Source organism: Polaribacter sp. IC066, assembly GCF_007997085.1.
GTDB lineage: Bacteria > Bacteroidota > Bacteroidia > Flavobacteriales > Flavobacteriaceae > Polaribacter.
Genome location: NZ_VORR01000070.1, coordinates 1 through 17,249 on the forward strand (window position 1 = coordinate 1; position 17,249 = coordinate 17,249).

At 31.2% G+C, this 17,249-nt stretch carries 18 protein-coding genes; 9 read left to right on the top strand and 9 right to left on the bottom strand.

Annotated features, from left to right (window positions below):
* Positions 1 to 119 precede the first annotated feature (119 nt).
* Genes ES044_RS19580 through ES044_RS16720 form a run of 4 tightly spaced genes read left to right on the top strand, consistent with a single transcriptional unit; the run spans position 120 to position 2,612 of the window.
* A complete protein-coding gene (locus ES044_RS19580) occupies positions 120 to 233 on the top strand; it encodes a T9SS type A sorting domain-containing protein (RefSeq protein ID WP_147120410.1) in 114 nt (37 codons plus the stop codon).
* A 16-nt stretch (positions 234 to 249) separates the two neighbouring features.
* On the top strand, positions 250 to 1,635 hold the full coding sequence (locus ES044_RS16710; RefSeq protein WP_147120396.1) for an autotransporter-associated beta strand repeat-containing protein: 1,386 nt from the start codon (positions 250 to 252) through the stop codon (positions 1,633 to 1,635).
* A gap of 34 nt (positions 1,636 to 1,669) precedes the next feature.
* Entirely contained in the window at positions 1,670 to 2,404 is a 735-nt protein-coding gene (locus tag ES044_RS16715; protein WP_189663326.1) for a T9SS type A sorting domain-containing protein, read from the top strand.
* Positions 2,405 to 2,432: 28 nt separating this feature from the next.
* A complete protein-coding gene (locus ES044_RS16720) occupies positions 2,433 to 2,612 on the top strand; it encodes a hypothetical protein (RefSeq protein ID WP_147120398.1) in 180 nt (59 codons plus the stop codon).
* Positions 2,613 to 2,655: 43 nt separating this feature from the next.
* On the opposite strand, the gene ES044_RS16725 is transcribed toward ES044_RS16720, so the two are convergent.
* Both ES044_RS16725 and ES044_RS16730 read right to left on the bottom strand, forming a co-directional pair.
* Positions 2,656 to 3,789, bottom strand: coding sequence for a cysteine desulfurase family protein (locus ES044_RS16725; RefSeq protein ID WP_147120399.1), 1,134 nt, complete (start codon positions 3,787 to 3,789; stop codon positions 2,656 to 2,658).
* Positions 3,790 to 4,087: 298 nt separating this feature from the next.
* On the bottom strand, positions 4,088 to 4,636 hold the full coding sequence (locus ES044_RS16730; RefSeq protein ID WP_147120400.1) for a Smr/MutS family protein: 549 nt from the start codon (positions 4,634 to 4,636) through the stop codon (positions 4,088 to 4,090).
* A gap of 63 nt (positions 4,637 to 4,699) precedes the next feature.
* Between ES044_RS16730 and ES044_RS16735 the strand changes: the two genes are divergently transcribed.
* Complete coding sequence (locus ES044_RS16735) at positions 4,700 to 5,335, top strand: hypothetical protein (RefSeq protein ID WP_223269253.1); 636 nt, start codon at positions 4,700 to 4,702, stop codon at positions 5,333 to 5,335.
* Positions 5,336 to 5,508: 173 nt separating this feature from the next.
* Here ES044_RS16735 and ES044_RS16740 read toward each other — a convergent pair whose 3' ends face one another.
* The 6 genes from ES044_RS16740 to ppk2 (ES044_RS16760) form a co-directional block, all read right to left on the bottom strand.
* Positions 5,509 to 6,468 (bottom strand): type IX secretion system membrane protein PorP/SprF, encoded by a 960-nt coding sequence (locus tag ES044_RS16740; protein ID WP_223269254.1) that lies wholly within the window; start codon positions 6,466 to 6,468, stop codon positions 5,509 to 5,511.
* On the bottom strand, positions 6,465 to 9,260 hold the full coding sequence (locus tag ES044_RS16745; RefSeq protein ID WP_147120401.1) for a gliding motility-associated C-terminal domain-containing protein: 2,796 nt from the start codon (positions 9,258 to 9,260) through the stop codon (positions 6,465 to 6,467). The genes ES044_RS16740 and ES044_RS16745 overlap by 4 nt, the downstream gene beginning before the upstream one ends.
* Before the next feature lie 57 nt (positions 9,261 to 9,317).
* Positions 9,318 to 9,485, bottom strand: a complete 168-nt coding sequence (locus ES044_RS18665; RefSeq protein WP_189663327.1) for a hypothetical protein — start codon at positions 9,483 to 9,485, stop codon at positions 9,318 to 9,320.
* Positions 9,486 to 9,602: 117 nt separating this feature from the next.
* Complete coding sequence (locus ES044_RS16750; protein ID WP_147187428.1) at positions 9,603 to 10,547, bottom strand: Ig-like domain-containing protein; 945 nt, start codon at positions 10,545 to 10,547, stop codon at positions 9,603 to 9,605.
* Positions 10,548 to 10,608: 61 nt separating this feature from the next.
* A complete protein-coding gene (gene ppk2 / locus ES044_RS16755) occupies positions 10,609 to 11,394 on the bottom strand; it encodes a polyphosphate kinase 2 (protein ID WP_147120403.1) in 786 nt (261 codons plus the stop codon).
* A 4-nt stretch (positions 11,395 to 11,398) separates the two neighbouring features.
* Complete coding sequence (gene ppk2 / locus ES044_RS16760; protein WP_147120404.1) at positions 11,399 to 12,259, bottom strand: polyphosphate kinase 2; 861 nt, start codon at positions 12,257 to 12,259, stop codon at positions 11,399 to 11,401.
* Positions 12,260 to 12,352: 93 nt separating this feature from the next.
* Here ppk2 (ES044_RS16760) and ES044_RS16765 point away from each other — a divergent pair, with 93 nt between their 5' ends.
* On the top strand, positions 12,353 to 13,303 hold the full coding sequence (locus ES044_RS16765; protein ID WP_147120405.1) for a lipid A deacylase LpxR family protein: 951 nt from the start codon (positions 12,353 to 12,355) through the stop codon (positions 13,301 to 13,303).
* Here the strand turns inward: ES044_RS16765 and ES044_RS16770 are convergent.
* On the bottom strand, positions 13,300 to 14,724 hold the full coding sequence (locus ES044_RS16770) for an ATP-dependent RecD-like DNA helicase (protein ID WP_147120406.1): 1,425 nt from the start codon (positions 14,722 to 14,724) through the stop codon (positions 13,300 to 13,302). The two genes, ES044_RS16765 and ES044_RS16770, sit on opposite strands and share 4 nt — an antisense overlap.
* Positions 14,725 to 14,827: 103 nt before the next feature.
* Here ES044_RS16770 and ES044_RS16775 point away from each other — a divergent pair, with 103 nt between their 5' ends.
* The 3 genes from ES044_RS16775 to ES044_RS16785 are packed head-to-tail and all read left to right on the top strand — an operon-like array spanning position 14,828 to position 16,933.
* Positions 14,828 to 15,565 carry a sulfite exporter TauE/SafE family protein gene (locus ES044_RS16775; RefSeq protein ID WP_147120407.1) on the top strand — a complete coding sequence of 246 codons (738 nt, stop codon included), beginning with the start codon at positions 14,828 to 14,830 and terminating at the stop codon, positions 15,563 to 15,565.
* Positions 15,566 to 15,572: 7 nt separating this feature from the next.
* Positions 15,573 to 16,367: a DUF3822 family protein gene (locus ES044_RS16780; protein WP_262712571.1), complete on the top strand. Its 795-nt coding sequence runs from the start codon at positions 15,573 to 15,575 to the stop codon at positions 16,365 to 16,367.
* The gene (locus ES044_RS16785) at positions 16,364 to 16,933 is read left to right on the top strand and encodes an RsmD family RNA methyltransferase (RefSeq protein WP_147120409.1); all 570 of its coding nucleotides are present in this window, start codon (positions 16,364 to 16,366) and stop codon (positions 16,931 to 16,933) included. The genes ES044_RS16780 and ES044_RS16785 overlap by 4 nt, the downstream gene beginning before the upstream one ends.
* Positions 16,934 to 17,249: the final 316 nt, after the last annotated feature.

The following is a 17,249-nucleotide window of genomic DNA, read 5'->3' on the forward strand; positions in this document are numbered from 1 at the left end:
ATCACACACTTATCAACCGATGTGCATAAACAACTGCTTTTTTTGAAATAGAATGACTAAAAATAAAAAATTGTGGATAAAATAAATCAAATTGTTAACAACCACTAAACATCCGCTGAATAGTTACAAAAAACAATACATTTTCAGTAACTAATTTAAATACAGGTATTTATTTTATAAGAATAGTAGAAAATAACAATAAAATAACTACACGAAAATTAATTGTTAACTAATCTAAATTTTAAAATTATGAAAAAAAATTATTTATTGACAGTCATATTTATAATTAGTTTTATAAGTTTTTCTACAAATGCTCAACAAGATGTATTTAGTAGAAGCGATGCTGGTACTGGAGATTGGGGTTCTGCTAACGAACCTTGGTATTATCAAACGTCCAATAACAATCAAGGCGACCCAGACAATGATAATACTATTAGAAATTTCATCAAAATTGGTCATAACAATAATACTACAATGACCACTAATGGTCGTTATTACAGATTCGAGACATTAGATTTTCAAACAGGAGCATCATCACAACGTACTATTAATAATTCATCAGGTGGATTATCAGCGTCAGGTGGTATCTATAATCTCTCAACAGCTACTCATACATTTAATACTCCTATTGGTATTGATGGGGCTACAGTTCAATTAAATGCTAATTCCTCTGGAGGTTTAACTTTTACTGAAACCATTTTTATCAATGCAAATACAGTTAATTTTGGCGGTTCAGGTTCAGGTAATATAATTGTTAATGGTACAATTCAAGGTACTGGAAATGTAAATAAAACAGGTGGCAACACTTTAACTATATCAGGTAGTAATACATATTCAGGAACTACAACAGTTTCTGCTGGTACAATGGTTTTAAATTCTAATATTATAGATAGTGATGTTACAGTAAATAATGGTGCAACATTACAAATTTCAGAAAATGCAACAATATCATCTTTAACTATTAATGCTGGAGGAATTGTAATTATAGATACTAGTAAATCCTTAACCATATCAAATAACTTTACAAATAATGGTTCTGCAACAGCTCATCACGGTTCTTCGTTATTAGTCGGTGGAACATCAACAGGAGATATTACTTATAATGTAGATGTTACAGACACAGATTGGCATTTAATTTCTTCACCTGTTGATGGTGAACAGTATGATGATGCTTGGGTAACTGCTAATGGTATTGTTTCTGGAAGCAATAATAATCGAGGTATTTCTACTTATGATAATGATGTTGCAGATACTAATAATGGCGGATCAGATACTGCTACAGGACACTGGCGATACTTTCAAGCAGATGATGTTAGTGCATCAACTTTTGAAGCTGGAGTAGGTTATTCTTTAAAAGGAAATGGTTCTGACGATTATTCTTTTACAGGTGCTATCCAAAATGATGCGGTTTCTCCTAAAATTTCTCAAGGTGCAACTAATTGGAATTTAATTGGGAATCCTTATGCAGCGTATTTAGATATTGATTTATTCCTTGCCGAAAACACAACAACAAATAATGTTTTAGCTCCTCCTTTTCAAGCTATTTATGTCTGGAATGGTTCAGGATATGATCCAATAACAGCAGATGATGATTCACATATTTACCCAGGACAAGCATTTTTTTGTAAACTCTAATGTCCCAAGTGGGAATGTAAATTTTGCAACAACAATGCTAACTCACGAAACTTCAGGTACTACTTTTTATAAAAACTTTAATACTTCCATTAGTTTAAATCTTTCTAACGGTAGCAGTAATAAAACAACTAAAATTAACTACCTAAATTCAAAAACAGCAGGTTTAGATCCTGGTTTTGATATTGGTATGTTTAATGGAGTTGCTTCAGATATTAGAGTATACACTCAACTTATTCAAGAAGATCAAGGTATTGCCTTTGCAAGACAAGCATTACCTAACACCGATTTAGAAACTATGGTAATTCCTGTTGGTGTAAAAGCTGCTGCGAATAAAGAAATTACTTTTTCTGCAAATGCAAACAATTTACCAACTGATTTAAAAGTATTTTTAGAAGACAAACTTACAAATACATTTACACGTTTAGATGAAACTAACAGCAGCTTAAAAATAACGTTATCCGAAGCCCTTAACGGAATTGGAAGATTTTACTTACATACCAAAACTAGTAGCGTTTTAAGCACGGATAATGTTGTACTAACTAATATCAGTATGTATAAGATAAATGCCTCTACGTTAAGAATTACAGGATTATCTCAAGGAAAAACAAGTGTTAAACTATTTAATATGCTAGGGAAACAAGTTTTAAACACTTCGTTTACTTCTAATGGCATGCAAGACATTACTTTACCAACTTTAGCTACAGGAGTTTATATTGTACAGTTAGAAACAGCGCAAGGAAACTTAAACAAAAAAATAACTTTAGAATAACTGGCTACAGTTTTTAAAACAAGACATCATGAAAAAAAATATAGAAAACACCCAAGATAAAAAAGAAGAAATTACACGTAAAGACGCACTTAAAAAGATAGGTAATTACGGAAAGTATGCAGCTTTAACTGCGCTAGGAACTTATATGATTTTAAACCCGCAGAAAGCTCAAGCTTCTAGTCCAGAGGCACCAGGCGAAGGTTTCTAAAACAAAATTAAGTATAGTATAATATATTTCTAAAAGAGCTACTTTACAGTAGCTCTTTTATTTTTTTTACGGTCATATCAATTTCTTCTTTTGTTGTAAATTTAGAAAAAGAAAAACGTACCGAAGTTTTATCAGACTCGGTATCCTCTAAAATTTCTGCTAACACATGAGACCCTTTATTACTACCGCTTTGGCAAGCAGAGCCTCCAGAAACTGCGATTCCTGCCATATCTAAACTAAATAAAAACAGGTCGTTATTTAAAGGAAAACGCACGTTTAAAATAGTATAACTGCTCTTTTGTAAGTTTGATGAAAGACCATTAAACTGAATCTCGTCAGATATATTTTTTAGTCTTGAAATAAAATATAATTTTAAACTTTCAATATACTTTTGGTCTTTTTCTAAATCTGTCATGGCAATAGATAAGGCCTTTTCCATCCCTAAAATACTATGTACATTTTCTGTACTAGACCTTGCTCCTCTTTCTTGATCTCCTCCATGAAACATGGGTAAAATGCCAAATCCCTTTTTAAAATAGGCAAAACCAACCCCTTTTGGTCCGTGAAATTTATGAGCGCTTGCCACAATAAAGTCAATAGGATTCTTTTTTAAATCTAACTGATAATGGCCAATTACTTGCACTGTATCTGAATGAAAAAAAGCATCGTACTTTTTACAAATAACACAAATTTCATCCACAGGTAAAACATTCCCTATTTCATTGTTAATTTGCATTAAGCTCACTAAAGTTTTATCATCAGAATCTGATAATAACTCTTCTAAATGAATTAAATCTATATTTCCAAACGCATCTACATTTACAAAATCTACAATAATTTGATGATTTTTTTCAAAAAATTCGCAAGTATGCAAAACCGCATGATGTTCTATTTTAGAGGTTACAATTCTTTGAACTCCTAAATTTAAAACGGCATTATTTATAATTAAATTATCGGCCTCTGTTCCGCCTGCAGTAAATACAATTTCTGGTGCAGAAACATTAAAATGTTTTGCAATATTTTTTCTAGCTGTTTCAACAGCAGATTTTGCTTTTCTACCAAATTGATGTGTAGAAGAAGGATTTCCAAAATTTTCTTGCATCGAAATATGCATTAATTCTAAAACTTCTTCATCTATTTTTGTAGTTGAAGCGTTGTCTAAATAAATAGCTTTCATAGTGCAAAAATACGCTTTTATCCGTAGAATTTTAAGCTACATAATAGATCAAAAAAATATACCAATAAATAATTTATATTGTGGTAAACTTTAAAGATTTTAACCAATAAATTTGAAAACAAAAAGCCATTTTCTATGATCCATGATCATGTTTAACATGAGCCTTTTTAAAATCTTATCCTATCTTATGATTTCTTGTCGTGCTTCTTTTTTAATCTTGTATTCTGTTTTCCTTTTCCGTCTTATTTCTTGTCTCCTTTTTCCTGTTTCCTTTTTTTTTCAAATTTCGAAAACCTTCCTATTCTACAAAATTCTGAAAAATATACACTTCTGTAGCTCCTAAACCATATTTTTTGTAGGAGGCATCGTAATATTTTACAGGATATTTATTTAAAAGTCTATTCAATTCAGATTTTAAAATACCTTCTCCTACTCCGTGAATAAATACAATTTTTGAGATTCTTTTTTGAATTGCAAATTCAACTTTGTTTTTAGCAGTATCTAATTGCAGATTTAGCATATCGTAATTATCTAAACCTCTTACCGACTTCACTAACTTGTTAATGTGCAAATCTACCTCTAAAATCACTTCGTTTTTATCTTTTATAAAGGCACTTTTCTTTCGATTTTGAGAAGTTATTTTTTCTTTTAATAACGGATTATTAATATCAGAAAATTTAGATAGTTCGTGCTGGTCTTTTCCAATTTTAACGAGTTCTGATGCATCAAAATTAAAAATCATACCATCTGTTGTTTTCACAGAAATAACATTTTCTTTAATACCAATAACAATGCCTTTTAAAACATCATCTAAAACCGCTACTTTGTTACCAATTTCTAAACCCATCCTTAACCTTATATTAATTACTAATAGATTACTATTATCTTACTTTTGTTGTAAAAATAAATAATGATGTTGAAGACTTCTAATATTTCTGCAAAAAACTTTTTTTTAAATTCTGCAAAAAAAACTTCTATTAAAGAAGATAGAAAGTTATTGTTACTAAAAATAGCAGAAGCGATTGCTAATGAGCATTCTAAAAACGAAGTTGTAAACCTTAATTTTATTTGCACACATAATTCTAGAAGAAGTCAATTAGGGCAAATTTGGAGTTTCTTTGCGGCTCATTATTTTAATTTAAATATTAATGCTTTTTCTGGCGGAACAGAGGTGACTGCCTTTCATAGAAATACAGTAAAAACTTTACAAAAAGTAGGTTTTCATTTTCAACTAGAAGATTTCTCTCATCAAAACCCTACCTATAGCATTTCTTTTGATGCTACAAAAAAAGCAATTTTAGGCTTTTCTAAATTATATAGCGATGCCATAAATATAGAACCTTTTACAGCTATTACAACGTGCAATAATGCAGATAAAAATTGCCCATTTATACCAAGTGCTCAACATCGTTTTCATCTGCCTTTTGTAGACCCAAAAGCTTCTGACGGAACCACGCAACAAAGTGAAACCTATTTAAAAACAAATCAACAAATTGCCGGAGAAATATTTTTTATTTTTGATCATGTAAAAAAATTACTCTCTTAAATCTAAAACCTATTCATTTAATTTTTTAGAGGTGTTTTTAGTTTATTTTCAGAATAATCTAATTGAAAATAAAAGTTAATAATTAAGATACTTGGCTAAAATAAGGGTTTAAAAAAATAGCTTTTTACTTTTCTTTTGATGGTACATCTTTTCTAAAAAAGCGAAACACCTGTTTAAAAATAGCACTTATTATGAAGCAACCATCTGCTATTTCTTTTAAAATTTAAATCTATGTGAAATATGATTTCATGAGAACTTAAATCGCCCCCTAGTGTTGATAATTTATAATCATAAGCATACCCTATTCTATATTTTTTATTGATAATTAATGCAAATAAAGCACTCACAGAATTTTCATAACGATAAGACAGCCCAGCTTCTATAACATCTCTGTACATAAAATTAGAATTAATATCTATTGAAACAGGCAAATTAGCAGTATATCTTATCATTGTTGATGGTTTAAACATCAAGTTTTCTGTTAATTCAAGTAAAACTCCGGTAGATAAAAAATAATTGGCATTTGCAGCAAGTACGGTTTTTGTTGCGTTTTCTTCGATATAAAACTGTGGTGTTTCTAATAAATAAGGAATCGATACACCTACATAAAATTTTCTGTTATAATAAAAAGCACCAAATCCTACATTAGGAAAATTACCCGAAGTAGAAGTATACATATCATTGTCTGGAGTAATTCCGTTTGCCAAATTATTACTAAAAAAAGTAATTCCTCCTTTTAAACCAAAAGACAACCTACTATATTGAGACGTTATAATTGTGTAAGAGGCGTCTACATTTATAGTACTAGTCTCTGATAAACCTATTTTGTCATTTACAACGGTTGCCCCCATACCGATACCTCTCTTTGTTCTTCCGTTGATAGAAAAAGTTCGCGTAATTGGAGCACCTACAACACCTACCCATTGCTGACGAGATAATAATGACATGCTTAATTCTGCCCGAGAGCCCGCATATGCAGGGTTTATTATCTGCATATTATATAAGTATTGAGTGTAATTTGGTAACTGCTGTGCGTAACTATTAAAACTAATAATAAAAAGAAAACAGAGAGCTACCCAATATTTTATGTGTTGTTTTATTTTTAAGATGATTTTTTTTTGGTTTTTTATCATCTTATTACTTGTATAAAACTTGTTCTTGGTTTTGTACTACCATCATTAAAATCTAACGTGTAAAAATAAACACCAACGGGCACTGGTTTTCCATTAAAAGTACCATTCCACCAAATAGGGTTTATCCGGCCGTTATTAGTATATGTATACACTTCATTTCCTAGGCGATTAAAAATGACCAATTTAAAGTTTGGATACGCTTCGATTCCAGATATTTTAAACACATCGCTTTTACCATCGCCGTTTGGCGAAAATAAATTGGGATAATCATTATCTTTTATAAAACCAATACCAGTTGCAGCAAACATATTAGACACATCTGCAAGGTTTGTACTTGCTTGTAATACTAGTGCTTCTGTATCTTCATTTAAAGCATCATCTATGGTAAGAACAGGTTGAATTATCGAAGATGTATTGGCAAGAATATTTGTTACTACGTTTATAGATTGATAATCTTGGTTTGCACTTGTTGTATCATCAATAGTTTCTAAAGTAAGGTTGATGGAAAGATAATTTTGCATCAGTTCTAAATCAGTATTTAAAAGCTTGACTGTAAACACCAAAGAATTACCCTCTTCGACAGTTATATTTTCTATAGCTAGAAACGGATTTGGATCTATATCGATAATAGTCGCTGTTTTTATTAAATCTTGCAAACCAACATTAATTGTTGTTACTGCACCAATTACATTTAAAGTTTCTTCGTCTAACTCGTTTAAATTATCATTATTGGTAACAATACTAAATGAAATTTGGGTGTTTGCATTACTTGGGTCCACAGTTCCTTCTATCGTTAAGTTTTCTGAAAGTTCAGAATAATCTTCTGGACTTATGGCCAAATTATCATTTGTGTTTACCGCTATTAAAATAGGTGTTGAACAAGGATTGCTGATTGTAATGGTGTGCACTAAATCTTCACCTTCCTCTTCTCTAGAATTATTCATTGTTATAGAAGGCGGCTTATCATTATCTAAAATAGTTCCTATTCCGATTATAGCCGCATTTATAATATTGTTTGATGTTATTGATCCGTTTAACGCAAATAATTCATCATTTTCAAAAATAATATCCTCTAAAGAAGTGATGGTAAATTTTGCTGTTTGGCTTAAAGCAGGCATGGTAAACGTTGTGTTTGTAAACCCAATATAATCGAAAGGTGCAGTGGCTACATCATAAATTTCTGTTGCGCTTGTTCCGTTTGATGTTGAAAAATTAATATCAATATCAGAAGCACTTTCAATAGCAAGCGTATTGTCGTTTTTTGTAACTAATGAAATCGTAAATTCTAATTCTTCGCCTTCCGTTACTGAAACGGCATCAATAATAACAAAAATAGCAATAATCTCTCTCCAGTCTCTTTCTGGGGTATCTGTATCATCTGCATTCGGAAAATCTGTTGGAACTTGACTATTGGTAGGATTTACAGCATTGTTATTCGTATCAAAAGCATCGTCCAATCCGTCATTATCTGCATCTAAATTCGACGGAACTATTTCCGGAATCCCGTCGCTATTCAAATCCCAACCTTCTATACTATCATCACGAATATCATTATCAGCATTGATATCTATATAATCGAAAATACCATCATTTTCTGTATCAATGGGAAGAAGACCATTAGGATAAGCAGTATCAATTCCTGTAGCTGAAAAAACACCATTGGTTGTTGTATAACTAGCCGTTAACTGTGCTTCTATGTTGTCTACAAGTCCGTCTCCATCGGCATCAATGTCTAAAAAATCTGGATTTCCGTTTAAATCAGTATTGGGAACAATATAGGTTAGTTCGGCGTTTGCATTGTCATTATTTTCTACTGAATTATCAAGTCCGTTGGCTCCAACATTATTATTAGTGCTGCCATTATTATTAGTATCCAAAGTACTATTTCCTACCTCTACAATATCTAATATACCGTCGTTATCACTATCTAAATCGAAATGATTAGGAACACCATCGCTATCAAAATCAAAAATATCTACAATTCCGTCTCCATTGGCATCAACCCCAAAATCTAGATCTCTATAATTGGGCACAAAATCTGCATCATCATCTTCTAAAGGATTTAAACCATTGTACTCTAAAACATCTAAAATTGTGTCGTTATCATCATCAAGATCAAGATCAATAGCATTTGGTATACCGTCGCTATCGCTATCTTTAAAAGCATTTACATTGACAGAACCAAGAGAACGTACCGTATTATTTAGAGGGTTTGTTGCCAAAAAGTCAACTGTATTAGTACCAATGCAACTTTGATTAAAAACAACAGAAAATTGCACAGTAATGGCTTCATTTATTTTTAAAATTCCTGAAGAACCGTTAAAAATATTTGTATCCGAAGTTCCGTTAAAACCTATATTTAATAAAGGATCTGCTGTTGCTGTAGAATTTTGGATAAAAGGCGGACTAAAAGAAATAATATTGCCGCCACAAATACTGGTTAAGTCGTCTTGCAACTGCAAGTTCTCTAATTGTACAGCTTTACTAGTATTGTTCATTGTAATTTGAAAAGTAATTTCTTCCTGTTCTAAAATATTATTTGGCGCCTCGTTAACCACCGAAACTATTTTATTAGTAGCAGATGAAGCCGTAAATGAAAAACTCATTCTCTCGGTAGAACAATCGCATTGCAATGCAGAAGAAACACTTTGAGTAGGCGTATTTGCTATATAATATCGATCTAAATGATTGCCCAAACTATCTGACCAAGCAACAAAAGACAACCCTCTTTTATTGCCAGGTTCAGCTTCGTTAAAACCGTCAAGAGCCCCCTGTGTTTGTGAGATATTCATTTGATTAAAGGCAACAAAATTAAAAGGATTTGAAAACGGAGAAATTACAGAATATATTTATAAAACAACTTTTTCACCCACCCCAAGCGTGTTATTTGGCATCAATAAAAAAGTGTCTGTATCCCCATTATAATCAGCATTAATAGTAACATTAGGACCAGAAACCTGTGAAACAGTTAATTGGTTAAACGTAATGTCGTTATTTAAAAAACCGCCTAAACCCATATTATAATTTATATTGGTTGCGGTAGCAGTGCCTTCATTGGTTATAATTACAGTGTTGGTGTAATCGTAGGTTCCGTCTGCATTTATAGTTCCTGATGGGTTTAAACGATCATCAAACTATGGCACATACAAACCTGCTGTTACAATGGCTTCTGTGGTATGAAAATCGGTCAATAGTAGGGCATCTGTATCATTGCCTCTATCGGAAGTTACGTTTACAGTAGTATTAAAATCAATGCCCGAACCCGAAGGGGTTGGATTGGGTCTGCCGTTACAAAAGGGATTTATAGTAACACAGAAAGTTACCGTTACATTTTGTCTTGGATATAAAGTTAGATTATCAACTGCATTTGTATTAAAAATAGCACTGGATGTTAAGCCAACAAAATCAGCATTTATTGCTGTATTATCGAATTCTCTAGGATATGGATTGTTGATAAAATCGATAGTAAAATTATTATTAAAAATATTCACCTTATCTATATTCAGCACGCAACCATTACCAAAAGTTGTTTGCCGATTGTTGCTTAAATTGATCTTTTTAATAAGACTTGTAGGATGATAATCTCTTGCGTTGCTAGTGTTTGATAGCGTTACACTATACCTCACTTTATACTCACCATTTACAGTAAAACCCTGATTACAAGACCGTATACTTGATATTTCCAGTAAATTATCAATCTGTTCTACCGTTAAAAATAAATTTGCAAATCTTGTAAAAGTACCATCTGATATCATATATCTAATGATAGGAACATCTCCTATAAAACTCGGAGTAGGCGTAAAAGTATAACTACCATCTGTGGTTATCGTAATACTTCCTTGCGGAAAAAAAGCTGTTTGCCCTGCTGTATAAGAGATTCCGTTTACTAAAAATTCTATAACCGCTAATTCATCGTCATCCGGATTGGTATCGTTTACCAAAACTCCGGGAGCAATTACATTTAGCGTTGTATTTATCTCTGCAGTATCATAATCGTTTTGAGCAAATGGCGCTTGTGCCATCAAAAATTGTGTAAATAACAAGAAAAAAAATACTATTTTTTGATAATTTTTTATCATAATTTAAAAATAGCTGCACTATTTTTTATTCTTTTAATTAAAATAAACTGTTTTAAGTCTTTTAAATCTCTAAATCTTTATCATAAGGAATACTCTTTAAAATATGGGTAATCACATTTGCACGAGCTTCTGTTTTTCTATTGGCGCGAATAATTTTCCAAGGAGAATTTTTAGTATTCGTTTTGGCAAACATCGCATTTTTGTACTCTGTATATTGTTCCCATAAAATTTGTGCTTTCTCGTCTAACTTGGTCATTTTCCATTGTTTTAAAGGATCGCTTTTAATATCTGCAAAACGTTTCGCTTGCTCTTTTTTAGAAATAGACATGTATATTTTAACTAAATGAATGCCCGATTCTAAAATCATTCTTTCAAAATCATTTACCTGGTTCATAAAAATTTCGTACTCTTTTTGTGTACAAAAATTATTTACAGGTTCTACCACGGCTCTGTTATACCAGCTTCTATCAAAAAAAACCATTTCACCAGCTTTTGGCAATTGCTCTACATAACGCTGAAAATACCATTGAGAATTTTCATCTTCAGTTGGTTTTGGTAGCGCAACAATGCGCATATGACGCGGATTAATACGCTCTGTAATTCTTCTAATAGCACCGCCTTTTCCTGCTGCATCTCTACCTTGAAAAACAACAATAATACGCTCGTTATTTTGAATTGCCCAAGTTTGCATTCTGATCAACTCAATTTGTAATTTTTTTAGTTTACTTTGATAATTTACATAGCGCAATGCTCTTTCTGTGCTTAAAGGTTCTTTCGATAATAAAGCGATTAAACCTTTCTTTGAATTTAGTTTTTTTAAATCTAAATCAGTTAACTTTTGACTCATAAACTTAATCTATTTGATGAATATTTGAACGATAATAACGCATTACAACATTTGGATCTGGATTTAAAGTGGTGCCTGCTTCCGATTTACCATCATAATCAAACTGCGATAAAACATGTCTTATAGCCTCTAACCTTGCTACTTCTTTTTCATTGGTTTTAATAATCATCCAAGGGCTATACGTTGTATGCGTTTTCGTAAACATTTCAGCCTTATAATGGGTGTATTTGTCCCACAAAATTTGTCCTTGTTTATCTACCGGACTAAATTTCCAGCGTTTCAAAGGGTTTTCTTTTCTTCCTTCAAAGCGTTCTGCTTGCTGTTCTTTAGTAATTGACAACCAAAACTTAATAATAATAACACCGTCTTCATACATCATATGTTCAAATTCTGGCACTTGTACTAAAAACTCTTTGTATTGCTTATCTGAACAAAAACCCATAACGGGCTCTACAACGGCTCTGTTATACCAACTTCTATCGAAAAAAACAATTTCTCCAGGGTTTGGTAACTCTTTAATATATCGTTGAAAATACCATTGTCCTTTTTCTATTTCGGTAGGCTTATTTAGCGCAACTAGCCTGCTAGAACGAGGATTTAAATGCTCCATAAACCTTCGGATATTCCCGCCTTTTCCTGCTGCATCTCTACCTTCAAAAACAATCGCTACTCTTTTGTTTTGACCAGAAATATAGTGTTGTAATTTTACCAATTCTATTTGCAATAAACGTAACTCATTATTATATGAAAGTGTATTTTTTACTTTAGAAAATGAAACATTTTTTTCCTTAATTAGTGATAACAACTCATCACTGTTGGTTAAATTTTCAAAATCTTCTGCACTTAATGATCCTTTTGAATTCATGTATTTATTTTAATACGACTAAAATAAAACCTTTTTTTTATTATTCCGTTAAAAAATTATAATTTTAAATTGGTTCGTATATATTTGCTTTCAATGAAACACCTTCTCCTATTTTATTTGTTTTTTATTTGTTTTTCCTTAACTGCGCAACAAAAATTCTCTAAAGAAATTAGTTTTGTAACCGATAACGACTTGTATGTATCTGTAGACAGAGATCGGTATTATACCAACGGAACCTTTTTAAACTACAGGTATCTTACCAAGCATAAAAACGAAAGTTTAGAAAAAAAAATTATGCAATGGCAAATTGGGCAAGAAATGTATACGCCTAATAAGGCGGTTGTGCAAGATATTAGATTGCATGACAGACCTTTTGCCGCTTATTTATACGCCAGCCTTGGTATAAAAAGAGTTTATAAAAAAGATAAAATTCTGAATACCTCTCTTCAAATTGGTGTTGTTGGTCCAAATGCTTTTGGTAAAGAATTACAAGACTTTATACATAACATCTATAACTTTGATGAAGCCGTGGGTTGGACGCATCAAATAAAAAATGCTTTTGCTCTTAATTTAGATGCAGAATACACCGACTTTCTACTTCAAAATAAATCTAATACGATTGATGCTTCTTGGGTAAATTCTGCCAGATTAGGTACTGTTTACACCAATATTAGTTCTGGTTTTATAATGAGATTTAGTTATATTCCGCTTCAAAAAATGATGAACTCTATTGCTTTTAACACGAATTTAAATAACGAAAATACAGCATTTAAAAGAGAAATAGAATCGTTCTTTTATATAAAACCAATAATTCGATATGCTCTATATGATGCTACACTTCAAGGAAGTTTTTTAAACACAAATAGTAATGTTACCAAAGAATTAGTGCCTGTTGTTTTTGATGTAGAACTAGGTTTTAAGTTTACCGCAAATAGCTTTAATTTTGGCTATGTTTTTAATTATAACACCAGTAAATCAAAAGGTTTACGATATAACTATGGCAACAAATACGGAACGGTAATCCTTAGTTACCTACTGCGCTAATCAATAAAAAAATCATCTTTAAAACCTATTAAATATAAGTTTTCTTGCGCTCTTGTAATTGCAGTATATAACCATCTAAAATATTCTTTAGACACGCCATCTGGCAAATAGGGCTGTTCTATAAAAACGGTTTTCCATTGCCCACCTTGTGATTTATGACAAGTCATAGAATACGAAAACTTCACTTGTAATGCATTAAAATAAACGTTCTTTTTAATTGCTAAAAACTGTTTAAGTTTCGATTTCTCATCTACATAATCTTCTTTTACAGCTTGGTACAATTTGTTAGATTCTTCGTAGGTTAAAGACGGACTTTCACTTGTTAATGTATCTAATAATAGTACCGTTTCAAAAGGTTGCATATCAGGGTAATCAATCATCTTTAACTCAACTTCTGCAAACTTAAAACCATACAACTCTTTAATCGCAAATATTTTTAAAACCTGACAAATATCGCCATTGGCGATAAAACCAGCATCTGAAGATTCTTTTAACCAATAATAATTATTTTTAACAACCATCACGTAATCGCCCGGAGAAATTTCATTTTCTTGTCCGCGAATATTCAATCTTATTTGTTGGTTGTATTGATTTGCTCTTTTATTAGAGCGCACAATAAAAGCCGTGTCTTCTACGCCGTCTTTCTCGTATGCAGTTACCAAGGCATCTTCAATATCATAACCATCCGTCAATCTTATAATATCAGGAAAATCGATATCAAACTGAAAATTTTTACCATCATTTTGTAAAAGCAATCTTAATTGTGTTGCATTTGCAAGAATTCCTGAATTTTCATGCTGCCGCATCACTTCATCTAATTCTATTCCGGTTACATTTTTATGGTAGCTATAGCGCAAAGTATCTTCTTCTAAAGCCGGACTTACATCTAGCTTTACTGGCGGAAGTTGTGCCGTATCGCCAATAAAAATTAATTTACATTGGTGACCAGCATACACGTAAGAGATTAAATCGTCTAATAAAGAGCCTGTTTCGAATAACTTTTGATTCTGTCTGCTATCAGAAATCATAGAAGCTTCATCAACAATAAAAATAGTATTTCTGTGCTTATTTGTTTGTAAAACAAAATCTACAGAACCGTTGGATTGTTTTTTAGGAAAATATATTTTTTTGTGAATTGTAAACGCAGGTCGTTTAGAATAAATAGCAATTACCTTCGCTGCACGCCCTGTTGGCGCTAATAAAACTGCTTTTTTACCTGCCAATAAAAGTGTATTTACAAACGTACTTATTGTAGTGGTTTTACCAGTACCCGCATACCCTTTTAATAAAAATAAGGCATCTTTATCATCGTTAAAAATAAAAGAGCTTAATAACGTTAATAGCTGGCTTTGTTTTAAGGTTGGTGAATGCGGAAACTTTTTTAAAAGTTCTTTGTAAAAATCTGCAGGTATTTTTATCATATAATTTATAAAACATCAAAGATACATTTCTTTACAAAGAAAAATTTTTATCATTAAAAAAAAATTGTAGATTTGCGATAATACTATTAAAACCAAAATAAAAATGAGTTTATTATTTATGATTATAGGAGCTGTGCTAGGTGCCGTTCTAATAGCTTTTGTTATAGTTAAATATTTACCTTTAAAATTAAGATGGATTCCGTCTATCTTATTAATGGTTCTAGCCGTGTTTTTAGGCTTTAAAATTTATGGAGGTATTATGCAGCCTATTCAATTTGCCAAAGAAAAAGTAAAAAAATACGCTCCTGTTATTAATAGTTTAAAAATTATTAGAGATGCAGAAGTAAAGTACTATGAAGTTAATGGCATTTACACAGCAGACAAAGCAGGTTTAATAAAATTTGTAGAAAGAGACTCAATTGCTTTAACGGAAACTAGAACTGTTGTAGAACAGGTTAACAAAGGTGGTGGTGTAATTGTTGATGAAGAAATTAGAGTTACTGATACTACAGGATATGAACCGGTTTTAAAATATTTTAAAGACAGAGCTTACAAAACGATGTTTAAAGTACCGAACGTTGAAGGTGCAGACTTTGAAATAGAAGTTAGTTCTTTAGAAAAAATACCAGGATTGGTTGTATCTACTTTTAGAGTTAGAACACCAAAAGAGGGCATCTTAAAAGGCATGAATAAGTCTTTAATTAAGCAAGAACTAGAAGTAAAAGAATCTAATCAAATTAAAGGAGATTATGTTTCTGTAGGTTCTTTAGAAGAAATTAGTACTGGTGGTAATTGGCCACCTCAATATGATAGAAAAGCGAGTGCAAAAAAAGACAAGTAAAACTTCTTTGAAGAAAACCAAAAATATAGCATTATCCATCCAATTTAATTTGGATGGATTTTCTTTTTGTGTTTCAGATTTTTTAACCAAAAAAGCGCTTTTATTTACAGAGTATCTATTTGATAAAAAGCAAAATACTCCTGAAGAACTGTTAAAAGAAATTGAAAAAATCTTTCAATCTGATGCCAATTTACAACTTGAATATAATGCTGTAACCGTAATTCATCAAAATAATTTAGCAACACTTGTACCCACACTCTATTTTGACGAAAATGCTTTAGCCAACTATCTTAAGTTTACTATTAAAACTTTAAAAACAGATTTTATAGCGTTTGATGACCTGCCGGAAATAACAGCAAAAAATGTTTATGTGCCTTATATAAACATCAATAATTATTTATTTCAAAATTTTGGCGAATTCGATTACAAACATCATCATACCGTTCTGATCGAAAAACTCTTAAAAATAGAGAACTTTAAAGAAAATACAATGTATGTAAACGTATCAAAAAACGCAATCGATGTGTTTGTCTTAAAAGATATAAAAGTTCTCTTGTCAAACTCTTTTTCTTATCACACAAAAGAAGATTTTATCTATTATCTGCTTTTTACAGCCGAACAATTGCAACTAAACCCAGCAGAATTTCCATTATATTTTACGGGTGCGATTCATATTAATGATGATATCTATAAAATTACATACAAATACATTAAAAACATTTTCTTTTTAGAAAGTAAAAACGCATTATTAGAGGAACTAGATATTTCTAAACATTCAAACTATATATTGTTAGGCTCATGAGAATTATATCAGGAAAACTAAAAGGAAGACGCTTAAGAGCGCCTAAAAACTTGCCAGTTCGCCCAACAACCGATATGGCAAAAGAAGCGTTATTTAACATCTTAAATAATCTCTATTATTTAGATAGCATTGCTGTTATAGATTTATTTGCAGGCACAGGCAATATTAGCTACGAGTTTGCTTCTAGAGGAACCCAAAATATTTATGCAATTGACACCAATTACAATTGTATTAAATATATTACAAACACTGCAAAAGAGCTAGAATTAAATATTAACACCTATAAAACAGATGTTTATAAGTTTTTAAACACAACTTCTATGCAAGTAGATCTTATTTTTGCAGATCCGCCTTACGATTTTGAAGTTGAAAAATTTCTAGAAATTGCCGACACTGTTTTTGAAAAAAACATTCTAAAAGAAGGCGGTGTTTTAATCATAGAACACGCTAAATACACCGATTTATCTACACATAAAAACCATCGTTATGACAAACGATATGGCGGCAATGTGTTTAGCTTTTTTGAGAAAATATCTGATGAAAAAATAGAGAAACAAGAAGCGTAAAATTATTTTTTTTTCTTTCGATACATTCATTAGTTTTCAGTTGATAAAATTACTGTTCTTCTAAAAATTTTATAGCATTCAGAAATCATATTTAGAACACGTATTAAAATACCTGCAAGGTTTCGAAAATCTTGCAGGTATTTTTATTATGTAGCTTTTTAGTCTTTTGGCGGATATTTAAAAGCTTTAGTAACTATTCAGCGGATGTTTAGTGGTTGTTAACAATTTGATTTATTTTATCCACAATTTTTTATTTTTAGTCATTCTATTTCAAAAAAAGCAGTTGTTTATGCACATCGGTTGATAAGTGTGTGAT